Here is a 15,118-nt window from a genome sequence, read left to right as displayed (position 1 = left end):
GACCGGGCGTTCGTTTTAGGCGGCGACGTAGCTGACCGAGTGCTCAAGCGACTGGCTGTGGCTGTCAATCAACACGTCCCAGGTGCCGGTATAGGGCACCGTCAGCCAGGCGTTATCATCCTGAACGGTCAGAATATCCGCCTGCGACTGCTTATGCGCCTTCGCGCTCATGAGATGAATGCGGCAGCGCTCAGAGCAGCGCACCACCACCGTATCCCCGCCAAACAGCTTCAAACTTGTTTTTACCAGTGCCATAGTTTACCCCGTCAATAGTGCCCATCCCGGACGTGATGTTGTTCACAAATTACTCATGGCATAACACCAAAGGGGAGGGTAACGGATGCTGATTTTGATCAAAAAATGGCATAACGATTAAACAAAAATGACAAAATGCCTGAAACCATTCAGCCAGCGCGCGTTTCTCCCGGAAAACGCGCGCCGACAGAAAATTAAATGCGGAAATGCCCGGCCGTTTCAGCAAGGTCGCCCGCCTGGCTTTGCAGGGCGCTGGCGGCAGCGGCGGATTGCACCACCAGCTCGGCGTTCTGCTGCACCATGCGATCGAGATGAGTCACCGCATGGTTAATCTCATGAATGCCCTTCATCTGCTCGCTGGTGGCGATGGAAATTTCCCGCATAATTCCCGACACGCTGCCGATGCTGGCGCGGATCTCGTTCATGCTCTCCCCGGCCAGATGTACGTAGCGTGAACCGGTTGCCACGCTCTCGGTAGTGGTGTCGATAAGGGATTTGATCTCTTTCGCCGCCTGGGCGCTGCGGCTTGCCAGATTACGCACCTCGCCGGCCACGACCGCAAAGCCACGCCCCTGTTCGCCCGCGCGGGCGGCTTCAACCGAGGCGTTAAGCGCCAGAATGTTGGTCTGGAAGGCGATGCCGTCAATCACGCTGGTGATATCACCGATTTTGGCCGACGCCACTTCGATAGACTGCATGGTGGTTATCGCCTGAGATACCACGTCGCCCCCGCGCGACGCGGCGGCAGAGGCTTTACTCGCCTGATCGTTGGCCTCTGCGGCGGATTCATTCGACTGGGTGACGGAGGCGGTGATCTCCTCAACCGCGCTGGCGGTTTCGCGCAGGCTCGATGCGGCCTGTTCGGTGCGCCCGGAGAGATCCTGGTTGCCTGCCGCAATCTCCTGCGCCGCGTTTTTCACCGACGAGCTGGCGTCGCGAAGCTGCACCATCACCACCGACAGCTTGTCGCTGAAGGCGTTAAAGGCCTGGGCGATTTGCGCCACTTCGTCCTCGCCGCCGTCCGGCAGGCGCTGGGAGAGATCGTTGGTGCCGTTGGCGATGTTATGCATCGCGTCGCGGATCTCCGACAGGCGTCTGAGCAGGCGGGCAATCAGGAAGTGGACAATCGCACCGCTCAGCAGGGCGAGGATCGCCAGCGACAGCGCGGAGGCTTTCAGCAGGGCGCGCATCCCGGAGGTGGCATCGTTATTGTCGAGCGCCACAATCAGCATCCACTGCGTGCCCGGCACGGCGGTGGCAAGCAGGGTTTTATCAGCGCCGTTGAGCGTGCCTTCAACCGGCTCGCTGCGCTTGAGCGCCGCAAAATCGGTGCCTTTGATGGCGTCGGTGAAGGGCTTTAAGGTGAGCGCCGGATCGTTAGCCGCAATGACGCTACCGTCGCTGTTCACCAGCAGGCCGCTGCTCGCAGGCGTTGGATGGATACCGCGCACGTTCGCCACCACGCTGTCCATCGCCACGTCGCCCGCAACCACCGCTTTCAGCGTACCGTTCTCTTTGACCGGCACCGCAAAGGTTACCACCAGTTTCCCGGTGCCCGCGTCAACGTAAGGGGCGGTGACAACCGGGCCGTCGGTGCTGACCACCTGCTGATACCACGGGCGGATGGTCGGATCGTAATCCGCCGGTACGCCCGCCGGGTCGGAGAATTTCGCCGTTTTGCTGGCGTAGCCCACGTAGACGTTGGTAAAGCCGCCCGCCTGGGCGAGCTGCTTAAAGACCGGCACCGGATCGTCGCTCAGGGCCACGGTCTGCGCCGAGCTGATGACCGTCATCTTGCTGTTTACCCAGTCGGCAATCGCCATATTGTGGCTGGCGCTGGTGCTGCTCAGGATATCGCGCTGCGACTGCTGGTTATCCTGACGGGTAACCTGAAAGTTAATCACGGTGTTGAGAAGAAGGGCGACGATCAGGCAGCCTGTCGTCGCGGCAATAATGCGGGCACGAATCGATCTGAACATAAGTGAAATACCTGCTGTGTTGTTTCCATGCCTATCGGCACGCGCGCAGGTAAACTTGATGCTGAAACCGCGTCCATAAGAAAATACTATTTTTCGCGGTTAAGTATTAGAAGGTTAATACTTTATCGGCGGACAGCGTCCACTGCGCCAGCTCAACGAGCGTGCCGATCTCCACGCCCTCAATCAGCGGCAGGGCGGTGATCCCGCGCCCGTCGGTGCAGGTTTTGCACAGCTTCACCGGCACGTCCTGGGCGGTGAGGATCTCCAGCATCTGCTGAATGTTATAGCCCTCGGCCGGTTTTTGCCCCTTCAGCCCGGCGGTCACCGCGTCTGACATCAGAAAGAGCTTCAACTCCAGCTCGCTCTCCTGCTCGCGCAGGGCAATCGCCAGGCGCAGGCTGTTGAAAAGGGATTCACTTCCGTAGGCCGCACCGTTGGCGACGATGACAATCTTCTGCATGTTGACTCCTGTTCTGTGAAAAGGCACGGATATTGCTTTGCTCAGTGAAGCGATTTTATCCGGGAGACCCAGTATGACGTTAACGGTAAGCCGTTCTTGCGGCGCAGGCGCATGGTTTCAGCGCGCAAAACAGATGCGTCAGCAGCAGCTCAGCAGGCTGGTACAGCTTGGCGAGCTGGTGAACGGCATCAGCCGTCTGGTGCATATGCTACAGTGCGAGCGCGGCGCGTCAAACGTCTGGCTCTGTTCGCAGGGGCAGCTTTACGATCCGGAATGCAGAGCCAGCCGGGCGCTGGTGGATGAAAACCTGGCGGTGCTGTATCGCCTGCTCGACGCGCAATCCCCTCTGCCCGGCAGCGCCGTGTGCGAACGTATCGCCAGCGCGCTGTTAAGCCTGGAAGGGCTTGTTGCCCTGCGTGACGGGGTCAGCGCTCAGCATATTGCCGCGCCGATGGCGATGGACCACTACAGCCGGATGCTGCGTCAGCTGCTCAGTATCGTACCGCAGCTCAATGACAGCATTGACGATCCGCACATTGCCGGGCGATTTGTCGCGCTCTACAGCCTGATGCAGGGCAAAGAGCTGGTGGGGCAGGAGCGGGCGCTGGGGGCGATAGGCTTTACCCAGGGGACGTTCAGCGACGATATTCGCCAGAAGCTGGTCGACCGCATCGACGGCCAGCAGGCCTGTTTTGAGGTTTTCCTCTCCCGCAGCCCCGCGGAGCTTCAGCATACCTTTACGCTTAACTGCCAGCCCTGTCTGGAAACGGAGCAGCTGCGCCGCGTCGCCTGTACGCGCCAGCCCGCAGCGGATCGCGGCCAGACCGCGCTGACCTGGTTCGCCCGGCAAACGGCGCGGCTGGAGCACCTGCGCACGCTGGAAGAGACCGTGATTGCCGACTTGATGGTCGCCGTTGATGAACGCATGGAAATGGCAGAGTCGGTCCCGGTGAGCGTTCCGGAGCATGACGACCCGCTGGCGCACTACCCGGATAAACCGCTGCTGCCGCTGGTACGCCAGCAGGCGCGTGAGATTGAGCAGCTTTCGCGCCAGCTGGCCTCGCTGCGCGACACCCTGGAGGAGCGCAAGATCATCGATAAGGCCAAAACCGTGCTGATGACCCACCAGAACCTCAGCGAAGAGCAGGCCTGGTCTGCCCTGCGAAAAATGGCGATGGACACGAATCAGCGCATGGTGGATATCGCCCGCGCGCTGCTGACGGTGAAGCATCTGTGGCAGGTCATCCCAAAGGAGTAGCTGCACAATCAGCGGGCATTTTCTGCCTGATTAAGGTGCGTCAGGCGGCGTTATGCCAGAGAAAGGCCGGCAATACGGGGATTTAAAAGCTGGCATTGCGTTTGCATTATTAAATTCACCATTTTTGACGATGCGCCAACGGCGGTGCATGCGTCTTCGGGATAAAGGCGTCCAGCGGTGCTTCGGCATCGGGGGCGCTTTTTTTTGTCTTTTTTTCAGGAGTGGGCCATGGCGGATGTGACCAGACGGCGATTTTTACAGGCCAGTATGCTGGCGGGAAGTGCCATGCTGTTGCCTGGCGTGATGCAGGCCGCGTGGGCGGCGGGGTCGGATAAACCGGAACAGGAGAGCGTGCGCGTTGGCTTTATCCCGTTGACCGACTGCGCCCCGGTGGTAATGGCGGCGCTGAAGGGATTTGATAAGAAGTACGGCATCACCATTGTGCCCACCAAGGAGGCGAGCTGGGCGGCGGTGCGCGACAAGCTCGTCGCCGGAGAGCTGGACGCGGCGCACATACTCTATGGCCTGCTTTACGGGCTTGAGCTGGGCATCGCCGGAAAGCCGCAGCAGATGGCGAACCTGATGACCCTCAACCACAACGGCCAGGCGATCACGCTGTCGACGGATCTGGCAGAGAAGGGCGTTCGCGATCCCGACGGGCTAAAAAAACTGATTGGCCAGCAGGCGCCGGGCACTTACACCTTCGCCCATACCTTTCCGACCGGCACTCACGCCATGTGGCTCTACTACTGGCTGGCGAGTGCGGGCATCAACCCGTTCGACGATGTGCGCACCGTGGTGGTTCCGCCGCCGCAGATGGTGATGAACATGCGCATCGGCAATATGGTCGGCTTTTGCGTTGGCGAGCCGTGGAACGCCCGCGCAATTAACGACCGGATCGGCTTTACCGCCGCGACCTCTCAGTCTATCTGGCCGGAGCATCCGGAAAAGATCCTCGGCACGCGCCGCGACTGGGTTCAGAAAAACCCCAATACCGCCCGGGCGCTGGTCAGCGCGGTGCTGGAGGCCGCCCGCTGGATCGATGCCTCCCCGGAGAACAAGCGCGAAACCGCCCTGATCCTTTCGCGCCGCGCGTGGCTGAACACCAAAGCGCAGTACCTTACCGGGCGGATGCTCGGCGAATACGACAACGGGCTGGGCCAGCGCTGGCAGGATGCGCACCCGATCCGCTTCTTCAACGACGGGGCGGTGAGCTACCCGTATCTCTCCGACGGCATGTGGTTCTTAACCCAGTTTCGCCGCTGGGGCCTGCTGAAAACCGCACCGGATTACGCCGCGATCGCGTCGCGCATTAACCAGACCGCGGTCTGGCAGGACGCCGCCGCCGCCGTCGGCGGGATCGCCACGCCGTCGTCTCCGCTTCGCAGCAGCACCCTGATGGACGGCACCGTCTGGAACGGCACCGACCCGGAAGGATACGCCAACCGCTTCGCCATTCACCGTAAAGGGGCCTGATTATGCCGCATCTGCAAAACATCCAGTCTGTCGAGGAAAAGCCGCAGAGCGGCGAGGTCATCACGCTGCCGCCGGTGCAGGTGCGCCGACGCGCGCCCGTATTTGCCCGCAGGATCAACGCCTTCTTACAGCGCGCGATCCCGGCGCTGCTCGGGCTGGGGCTGCTGGTGTTGCTCTGGCAGCTGGCAGCCATAAACAGCAAAGGCTTCCCCACGCCGCTCAGCACCCTTGATTCGGCGCTGACGCTATTCGCCGATCCGTTTTATCGCGACGGGCCTAACGACATGGGCATCGGCTGGAACGTCCTGGCCTCGCTGCAACGCGTGGGGGTGGGTTTCGGTCTGGCGGCGCTGGCGGGTATTCCGCTGGGCTTTCTCATTGGCCGCTTCACCTTTTTCGCGCGCATGTTTAACCCGCTGATTGCGCTGCTGCGCCCGGTCAGCCCGCTGGCGTGGTTGCCCATCGGCCTGCTGCTGTTCCAGAAGGCGGAGCCTGCGTCGAGCTGGACCATTTTTATCTGCTCCATCTGGCCGATGGTGATTAACACCGCCGAAGGGGTGCGCCGTATTCCGCAGGACTATCTCAACGTCGCCCGGGTGTTGCAGCTCTCCGAGTGGACCATTCTGCGCCGCATCCTGTTTCCGGCGGTGCTGCCGGCGGTATTAACCGGAGTGCGCCTGTCGATTGGTATCGCCTGGCTGGTGATTGTCGCTGCCGAAATGCTCACCGGGGGGCTTGGGATCGGCTTCTGGATCTGGAACGAGTGGAACAACCTCAACGTCGAAAACATTCTCATCGCCATCGTCATCATCGGCGTGGTCGGGTTGCTGCTGGAGCAGGGGCTGATGCTGATCGCCCGCCGCTTTAGCTGGCAGGAAAAATAAGGAGTGACTATGAAACCGTTAATTCAGGTACAGGCCGTGAGCCAGCGTTTTTCCACCGCCAGCGGCGAGTTTCTGGCGCTGCAAGATGTCTCTTTTGATATTCACGAAGGCGAAACCGTGAGCCTGATAGGCCACTCCGGCTGCGGTAAGTCGACGCTGCTCAACCTTATCGCCGGGATAACGCTGCCTACCGAGGGCGGCCTGATTTGCGACAACCGCGAAATCGCCGGGCCAGGACCGGAGCGCGCGGTGGTGTTCCAGAACCATTCTCTGCTGCCGTGGCTGACCTGTTTTGACAACGTGGCGCTGGCGGTGGATCGGGTGTTTCGCCGCACCATGAGCAAAGCCGAGCGCAGGGAGTGGATCGAGCACAACCTCGATCGGGTGCAGATGGGCCATGCGCTGCACAAACGGCCCGGGGAGATCTCCGGCGGCATGAAGCAGCGCGTCGGTATTGCCCGCGCGCTGGCCATGAAGCCAAAAGTGCTGCTGATGGACGAGCCCTTCGGCGCGCTGGACGCCCTGACGCGCGCCCATTTGCAGGACTCGGTGATGAAAATCCAGCAAGAGCTGAACACCACCATCGTGCTGATCACCCACGACGTAGACGAAGCGGTGCTGCTTTCTGACCGGGTGCTGATGATGACCAACGGCCCGGCGGCGACGGTGGGGGAAATATTACGCGTGGATCTGCCGCGCCCGCGCAACCGCGTGCAGCTTGCTGACGACAGCCGTTATCACCATATGCGTCAGCAGATCCTGCACTTCCTCTACGAAAAACAGCCGAAAGCGGCGTAACGGGAGCGACGATGCGTCTGATGATTATCGGGAACGGCATGGCGGCGACGCGTCTGATTTCTACCCTCACCGCGCGCGCGCCGGGGCGCTTCGCGATAACCGTAATCGGTGAGGAGCCAGAGCACGCCTATAACCGCATTCAGCTCTCGCCGGTGCTCGGCGGAGAAAAGCCCGCAGCGGCGATTGGTTTGCAGGATGAAGACTGGTATCGCGAGCGCGGCGTGACGGTGCTCAGGGGGGAAAAGGTGCTCGGCGTGGACGTGCTTAAGCGCGAGCTTCACACCGCCCGCCGCACCCTTGAGTGGGATGAGCTGGTGTTCGCGACCGGATCCACCCCCTGCGTGCCGCCGATCCCCGGCAGCCAGGCGCCGCACGTTTTTACCTTTCGCACCCTTGCGGACACCCGTGCGATTCAGCGCACCGCGGGCCCGGCGGTGGTGCTCGGCGGCGGGGTGCTCGGCGTGGAGGCCGCCGCGGCGCTGGCGCTTAGTGGTGACAACGTCACGCTGGTGCATCGCGGTGAGTGGCTGATGGAACGGCAGCTCGACCAGCAGGCGGGGCTGCTGCTGGAGGAGATGCTCGCCGCGCGCGGCGTCCGCTGCGAGCTGGCATCGGGGATCGCGGCCATTAATGACGATTCGGTCACCTTGCAGAGCGGTCGTCAGGTGGCCGCCGCGAGGGTGGTGATGACCACGGGGGTGACGCCCAACGCCGCGCTTGCGCGGGCGAGCGGGATCGCCTGTGACAGAGGCATTCTGGTTGACCCGCAGATGCAGACCTCGGCCCCGCACGTCAGCGCCATCGGCGAGTGCTGCGAGCTGGAAGGGCAGATCGTCGGCCTGGTCGCCCCCTGTCTGGCGCAGGCCGACAGGCTTGCCGCGCGGCTGGCAGGGGATGCGATGACGCCCTTTAGCCGCCAGGAGAGCGGGATGCGTCTCAAGGTCACGGGGGTGGAGCTGTTTAGCGCCGGATGCGTCACGGAACGGCCGGGGGATGCGGTCTGGCGCGCGTGGGATCCGCTTACCCGGCACTATCGCCGCCTGTTGATTCGACACGGCACCCTCGCGGGGGTGCTGCTGATGGGGGATTGTCGCAGCGCGGCAACGTTTACCGACTTACTGGCAACGCCTGTCCCGGCTCACGCGGACTGGCTGTTCGATACATTCACTGCGCAACCGCTGGTTGCAGGACAGAACGCTATGACAAAACCTACTCTGGTGGTGGCTGGACACGGTATGGTCGGCCACCATTTTCTCGAAGATTGCGTTAACCGTAAACTTCACCAGCAATACCAGATTGTCGTTTTCGGCGAAGAGCGCTACGCCGCCTACGATCGCGTACATCTGTCGGAATACTTCGGCGGGCGCAGCGCGGACTCGCTCTCGCTGGTCGAGGGGGACTTTTTTGCCGATAACGGCATCGAGCTGCGTTTATCCCAAAAGATCGTTGCGATTGACCGGGAGGCGCGGGTGGTGCGCACCGCCAGCGGGCACGAAACCCACTGGGACACGCTGGTGCTGGCTACCGGCTCGTATCCTTTCGTTCCGCCTGTACCGGGCAACGATCTGCCGGGCTGTTTTGTCTACCGCACCCTGGACGACCTCGATAGCATCGCGTCACACGCGAAGGGCGCGCGGCGCGGGGTGGTGATCGGCGGTGGCCTGCTGGGGCTGGAGGCGGCAAACGCCCTTAAGCAGCTTGGCCTTGAAACGCATGTCGTGGAGTTTGCGCCAAACCTGATGGCGGTGCAGTTGGATAACGACGGCGCGGCGATGCTGCGTAAGAAAATCGAGGCGCTGGGCGTCGGCGTTCACACCAGCAAAGCGACAACCGGAATAGAGCGTACCGCTGACGGGCTGGTGCTGCGCTTTGCCGATGGCGACCATCTCGATACAGACATGGTGGTCTTCTCCGCCGGGATCCGCCCGCAGGACGCGCTGGCGCGCAGCAGCGGGCTGGTAACGGGTGAGCGCGGCGGTATCTGCATCAACGATCGTTGCCAGACCTCGGACGAAAACGTGTTCGCCATCGGAGAGTGTGCGCTGTGGGAGGGTAAAATCTTCGGCCTGGTGGCTCCCGGCTATCAGATGGCGCGCGTGGCGGCGGCGCGTCTGGCAGGAGAAGAGCAGCGCTTTACCGGGGCGGACATGAGCACCAAACTGAAGCTGCTGGGAGTGGACGTGGCCTCCTTTGGTGATGCCCACGGGCGAACCCCGGGCGCGATGAGCTACCAGTGGACCCACGGCCCGCAGCAAATCTACAAAAAAATCGTCGTCAGCCATGACGGCAAAACTCTGCTCGGCGGCGTGCTGGTGGGTGACGCGGCTGAATACGCGACTCTGGTTCAGATGATGCTTAACGGCCTCAGTCTGCCAGCATCACCTGAAACGCTGATCCTGCCCGCTCTGGCGGGCAGCGCACCGAAAGCGCTCGGGGTGGCGGCCTTACCGGAGAGCGCGCAGATTTGCTCGTGCCACAACGTCAGCAAGGGGGATATTTGCCAGGCGGTGAGCGCTGGAGCTACGGACATCGCTGCCATTAAGCAGTGTACCAGGGCGGCGACCGGCTGCGGCGGCTGTAGCGCGCTGGTGAAGCAGGTCATGGAGTTCCAGCTGGCGGAGCAGGGCGTGGAGGTGAAAAAGGATATCTGCGAGCACTTCCCGTACTCGCGCCAGGAGATCTACCACCTGGTCCGCGTGAACCATATCCGCACCTTCGACCAGCTGATTAGCCGCTACGGGCAGGGCCACGGGTGCGAGATCTGCAAGCCGCTGGTCGGCTCGGTGCTGGCCTCCTGCTGGAATGAATATCTGCTCAAGCCCGCGCATCTGCCGCTTCAGGACACCAACGATCGCTATTTTGCCAATATCCAGAAGGACGGGACCTACTCCATCGTGCCGCGTATGCCCGCAGGTGAGGTCAGCGCCGACGGGCTGATCGCCATCGGTCAGATCGCCAAACGCTACCAGCTGTACAGCAAAATCACCGGCGGCCAGCGTATCGACCTGTTCGGTGCCCGGCTTGAGCAGCTGCCGGAAATCTGGCAGGCGCTGGTGGACGCCGGGTTTGAAACCGGCCACGCCTACGGGAAATCCCTGCGCACGGTGAAATCCTGCGTGGGCTCGACCTGGTGTCGCTACGGGGTGCAGGACTCCACCGGGCTGGCGGTCAGGCTGGAGAATCGCTACAAAGGGCTGCGCGCGCCGCACAAGATCAAAATGGCGGTGTCCGGCTGTACCCGCGAATGCGCCGAGGCGCAGAGCAAGGACGTGGGGGTCATCGCCACCGACAGGGGCTGGAACCTCTACCTGTGCGGCAACGGCGGCATGAAACCGCGCCATGCGGACCTGTTCGCCAGCGACCTGGACGATGAAACGCTGATCCGCACCGTCGACCGTTTCCTGATGTTCTATATCCGCACCGCCGATCGCCTGCAACGCACCAGCACCTGGATGGATAATCTGGAGGGCGGGCTGGACTATCTGCGCGAGGTGATCCTCGACGACAGCCTGGGTATCGCCCACGAGCTGGAGCAGGAGATGGCGCGGGTGGTGGAGACCTACCAGTGCGAGTGGCAAACCACGCTCGCCGATCCGGATCGCCTCGCGCTGTTTCGCACCGAGGTCAACGGCGTGCACGGGGATGACAATAAGCGCTGGCAGGAGATTTGTGGTCTCGAGGACATTCCCGAGCAGGCCGGGATCGGCGCGCGGCTCGGACGTCAATCCATCGCGCTGTTCCGCTTCGGCAAAACCGTCTACGCCCTGGACGATATTGAGCCGGGCAGCCGAGCCCGGGTGCTGTCGCGCGGCATTCTGGGGGATGCCGCGGGCGAACCTATGGTGATCTCACCGCTGTATAAGCAGCGCATTCGCCTGCGCGACGGGCGCTCGCTGGAAAACGGCGAGCCTGCGGTGCGCGCCTGGCCGGTGAAAATTGAGAACGGCAAGGTGTGGGTGGGCAACGACGCGCTGGTGATGCGCGCGGAGGCCTCATGACCGTCACGCGTACCACATGCCCTTACTGCGGCGTTGGCTGCGGGGTCATTGCCACCGTCGAGGGGGAAAACCTGAGCGTGCGCGGGGATGAAACCCATCCCGCGAACCGCGGACGATTGTGCGTGAAAGGCTCGGCGCTCGGGGAAACCACCGGTCTGGCGGGACGATTATTGCGCCCCGAGGTGGACGGGCAGGCCGCGAGCTGGCAGCAGGCGCTCGATACGGCGGGCGAACGGCTTAAGGAGATTATCGACAGATGGGGGCCAAAGGCGGTGGCCTTTTACGCCTCCGGCCAGCTGCTGACCGAGGACTACTACGCGGCCAACAAGCTGATGAAGGGGTTTATCGGCGCGGCGAATATCGATACCAACTCGCGGCTGTGCATGTCGTCGGCGGTGGCTGGCTACAAGCGGGCGTTTGGTGAAGACGTTGTGCCGTGCAGCTATGAGGATGTGGAGAACAGCGATCTGGTGGTGCTGGTGGGCTCTAACGCGGCGTGGACCCATCCGGTGCTTTATCAGCGGCTGGTGCAGGCGCGTCAGGCTAATCCGTCCATGAAGGTGGTGGTGATTGACCCGCGTAAAACCGCCACCTGCGACATTGCGGACCTGCATTTGCCGCTGCGTCCCGGCAGCGACGCGGGGCTGTTTGTCGGCCTGCTGAACCTGATTCAGGGAGCGACGGCGTGGCCGGCTGCGCGGGTGGCGGATTTTTGCGGGCTCGCGCCGGAGGAGGTTGGCACCTTTTACGACTGGTTTATCACCGCCCCGCGTGCCGTCACGCTCTATACCATGGGCATTAACCAGTCCACGAGCGGCAGCGATAAATGCAACGCGATTATTAACGTTCACCTGGCGAGCGGGAAGTTCGCCCGACCGGGCTGCGGACCCTTCTCCCTGACCGGGCAGCCTAACGCCATGGGCGGGCGCGAGGTGGGCGGGCTGGCGAACCAGCTGGCGGCGCACATGAATTTTGAACCGGACGATCTCGACCGGGTGGCGCGCTTCTGGGGCAGCGAACGCCTCGCCCGGACGCCGGGACTGATGGCGGTGGAGCTGTTCGACGCTATCGCCCGGGGAGAGGTAAAAGCGGTGTGGATCATGGGCACCAACCCGGCGGTATCGCTCCCGGACAGCCACGCGGTGAGCCAGGCGCTGGCACATTGCCCGCTGGTGATGGTCTCAGAGGTGATGCGCGATACGGACACCAGCCGCTTTGCCCATATCCGCTTCCCGGCGCTCGGCTGGGGAGAGAAAGACGGCACCGTCACCAATTCCGAGCGGCGGATCTCGCGCCAGCGCGCGTTTCTGCCTGCCCCGGGCGAGGCGAAACCGGACTGGTGGATCATCGCCCGGGTGGCAAAACGACTGGGACACGGCGAGGCTTTTGCCTGGCGCCATCCGCAGGAGATTTTTTGCGAACATGCGGCGCTGTCGGCGTTTGAAAACCACGGCGAGCGCGCCTTTAACCTCGGCGAGCTGGCCACGCTGACCCGCGAGCAGTGGGATGAAATGGATCCCCATCAGTGGGATGCAGGAAAATTTCCACGCAGAAATATCGTGCCCGTCGAGCCGCAGCCGCACGGGGCGGTAACGAACGCCCTTTATCCGCTGCTGCTTAACAGCGGCCGCATCCGCGACCAGTGGCACACCATGACCCGCACCGGGTATGTGCCGCGCCTGATGCAGCACAACGCCGAGCCGTTCGTCGAGATCCATACCGACGACGCCGCGCGCTTTGCGCTCTGCGACGGTCAGCTGGCGCGGATCAGCTCCCCGCGCGGGGTAATGGTCGCCAGGGTTAACGTTAACGACGGGCAGCGGAAAGGCGAGCTGTTCGTGCCGATGCACTGGAACGGGCTGTTTGCACGGCAGGGGAAGGTCAACGCGCTGGTGGAAGGGCGCTGCGATCCCCTATCCGGGCAGCCTGAAAGTAAACAGACCGCCGTCAGGATAGTGCCGTGGCAGCCGGGCTGGCAGGGGGAACTGTACGCCCGCGAGCTGCCGGAACTGCCGTCTTACGTTCACTGGTGGCGCAAAGTCTCGCGCCTGACGCTGGCAAGCGACACGCCGCTGGTGGCGTGGGTGATGGCGCACTGCACCGCGCAGGGCTGGCAGCTGCAAATCGCGCAAGCCGGGGAACGCAGTAGCGTGCTGGCCTGGCATCAGGGGGCGTTAATGCTGGGCTTCTGGGAAGGTATCGCGCAGCCCCGGCTGTCCCATGATTTTATCGACGAGGCGTTTCGTTCGCCGCCGATGGCGCCGGACGTGCGCCATGCGCTGCTTCACGGTCAACGCCCGGGAGTGCGGGTCGATCCGGGGAGGATAATCTGTAGCTGTTTTAGCGTCGGGGAAAATACCATTCGCGAGGCGATCGCCGGAGGCTGTGATTCCGCCGCCGCGCTGGGGGCAACGTTGCGCTGCGGGACGAACTGCGGATCGTGCGTGCCGGAGCTGAAAGGGATGTTTAATCATCGGGTATAAACGTCGGGTGGCGCTGCGCTTGCCCGACCCGTGCGCTGGCGGGCCGGCGCACCCAACCCCGCTTTCAGGATATTCCTGAAATTTGCCCTCAGGCTGCAATTCTTTGCCAATCGCGTTAAGGTATTAAGATTATTCTTCTCATTTCAGGCTCCCTTTTACGACGTTGATGGTTGTCTCTTCCCGCATTCGTTCACTGTTTTTCCTTCTGCTCTGCTGCGGCGGAACCGTTCAGGGTGCGCAGGATCTGCCCGATCTGGGCCTTACAACACCGACTTCCGAAAGAGAAAAGCATATTGCCGAGATGGCGAAAGCCTTTGGCGAAGCCAGCATGGTCGATAATGGCCTCACCACCGGCGAGCAGGCGCGGCAGTTCGCGTTTGGTCAGGTGCGCGATGTCGTGAGCGGCGAGGTGAATCAGCAGATTGAATCCTGGCTTTCGCCCTGGGGCAACGCCAGCGTTAATCTGCTGGTGGACGAGGAGGGCAAATTCAACGGCAGCAGCGGAAGCTGGTTTATCCCCTGGCAGGACAATACCCGCTATCTGAGCTGGAGCCAGCTTGGGCTGACGCAGCAAACGGACGGCCTGGTAAGCAACGCGGGCGTTGGCCAGCGCTGGGTCGCCGGGAAGTGGCTGCTCGGCTATAACACCTTCTACGACAACCTGCTGGATGAAAATCTTCAGCGCGCCGGGCTGGGGGCGGAAGCCTGGGGCGAAAACCTGCGCCTGTCGGCCAACTACTATCAGCCCTTCGCCAGCTGGCGCGCGCAGTCGGACGTGCAGGAGCAGCGCATGGCGCGCGGCTACGACGTCACGGCGAAAGCCTGGCTGCCCTGGTTCCACCATCTCAATACCAGCGTCAGCTTTGAGCAGTATTTCGGTGACAGCGTCGATCTCTTTAACAGCGGCACCGGATACCACAACCCGATGGCGGTGAATCTGGGGCTCAATTACACCCCGATCCCCCTGTTAACCCTTTCTGCGGCGCACAAGCAGGGGGAGAGCGGCGTCAGCCAGAACAATCTCGGGCTGAAGGTGAACTACCGCTTCGGCGTGCCGCTGGCGAAGCAGCTCTCCTCGGCGGAGGTGGCCGCTACGCGCTCGTTGCGCGGCAGCCGTTACGACTCGCCGGAGCGGGAAAGCCTGCCGGTGTTCGAGTTCCGCCAGCGCAAAACTCTCTCTGCCTTCCTGGCGACGCCGCCGTGGGATCTGAAGGGCGGGGAAACCGTGATGCTTAAGCTGCAAATCCGCAGTACCCACGGCATTCGTCAGCTGCACTGGCAGGGCGATACCCAGGCGCTGAGCCTGACCTCACCCGCGAAGAGTATCAGCAGCGACGGCTGGAGCGTGATTATGCCTGCCTGGAGCGAGGGCGACGGGGCAAGGAATAGCTGGAAGCTGTCGGTGGTGGTCGAAGACGAGGACGGGCAGCGCGTCTCTTCCAATGAGATCACGCTCTCGGTGGTGCAACCGCTTATCGCCTTACCTGACGACGATCCGCGGTGGAAGCTGCTGCCGGATGAGTGAGG

10 protein-coding genes are annotated in these 15,118 nt (G+C 62.6%); 7 read left to right on the top strand and 3 right to left on the bottom strand.

Annotated elements, in window-relative coordinates:
- Window positions 1-15: 15 nt before the first annotated feature.
- The 3 genes from ACSVHP_RS05110 to ACSVHP_RS05100 all read right to left on the bottom strand — a co-directional run bounded on the left by ACSVHP_RS05110 (window position 16) and on the right by ACSVHP_RS05100 (window position 2,694).
- Window positions 16-255, bottom strand: a complete 240-nt coding sequence (locus ACSVHP_RS05110; RefSeq protein ID WP_234674524.1) for a DUF1883 domain-containing protein — start codon at window positions 253-255, stop codon at window positions 16-18.
- A gap of 194 nt (window positions 256-449) precedes the next feature.
- Complete coding sequence (locus ACSVHP_RS05105; RefSeq protein ID WP_447551171.1) at window positions 450-2,234, bottom strand: methyl-accepting chemotaxis protein; 1,785 nt, start codon at window positions 2,232-2,234, stop codon at window positions 450-452.
- Window positions 2,235-2,340: 106 nt separating this feature from the next.
- Window positions 2,341-2,694: a DsrE/DsrF/TusD sulfur relay family protein gene (locus ACSVHP_RS05100; RefSeq protein ID WP_447551170.1), complete on the bottom strand. Its 354-nt coding sequence runs from the start codon at window positions 2,692-2,694 to the stop codon at window positions 2,341-2,343.
- Window positions 2,695-2,767: 73 nt separating this feature from the next.
- Here ACSVHP_RS05100 and nasR point away from each other — a divergent pair, with 73 nt between their 5' ends.
- From nasR to ACSVHP_RS05065, 7 genes are all read left to right on the top strand, one after another.
- Complete coding sequence (gene nasR / locus ACSVHP_RS05095; protein WP_447551169.1) at window positions 2,768-3,952, top strand: nitrate regulatory protein NasR; 1,185 nt, start codon at window positions 2,768-2,770, stop codon at window positions 3,950-3,952.
- 228 nt (window positions 3,953-4,180) lie between these two features.
- Entirely contained in the window at window positions 4,181-5,428 is a 1,248-nt protein-coding gene (locus ACSVHP_RS05090) for a CmpA/NrtA family ABC transporter substrate-binding protein (protein WP_447551168.1), read from the top strand.
- Window positions 5,429-5,430: 2 nt separating this feature from the next.
- Window positions 5,431-6,312, top strand: coding sequence for a nitrate ABC transporter permease (gene ntrB, locus ACSVHP_RS05085; RefSeq protein WP_417314314.1), 882 nt, complete (start codon window positions 5,431-5,433; stop codon window positions 6,310-6,312).
- A 9-nt stretch (window positions 6,313-6,321) separates the two neighbouring features.
- Complete coding sequence (locus tag ACSVHP_RS05080) at window positions 6,322-7,110, top strand: ABC transporter ATP-binding protein (RefSeq protein ID WP_447551167.1); 789 nt, start codon at window positions 6,322-6,324, stop codon at window positions 7,108-7,110.
- Between the two features lie 11 nt (window positions 7,111-7,121).
- Entirely contained in the window at window positions 7,122-11,108 is a 3,987-nt protein-coding gene (gene nirB / locus ACSVHP_RS05075; protein ID WP_447551166.1) for a nitrite reductase large subunit NirB, read from the top strand.
- Entirely contained in the window at window positions 11,105-13,591 is a 2,487-nt protein-coding gene (locus ACSVHP_RS05070) for a nitrate reductase (protein ID WP_447551165.1), read from the top strand. Before nirB ends, ACSVHP_RS05070 begins: the two co-directional genes overlap by 4 nt.
- A 166-nt stretch (window positions 13,592-13,757) precedes the next feature.
- Window positions 13,758-15,116, top strand: coding sequence for a YchO/YchP family invasin (locus ACSVHP_RS05065; protein ID WP_447551164.1), 1,359 nt, complete (start codon window positions 13,758-13,760; stop codon window positions 15,114-15,116).
- Window positions 15,117-15,118 lie beyond the last annotated feature (2 nt).

The organism is Enterobacter sp. 186315 (genome assembly GCF_053290175.1).
This window is presented reverse-complemented; position numbering and strand designations above follow the sequence as displayed.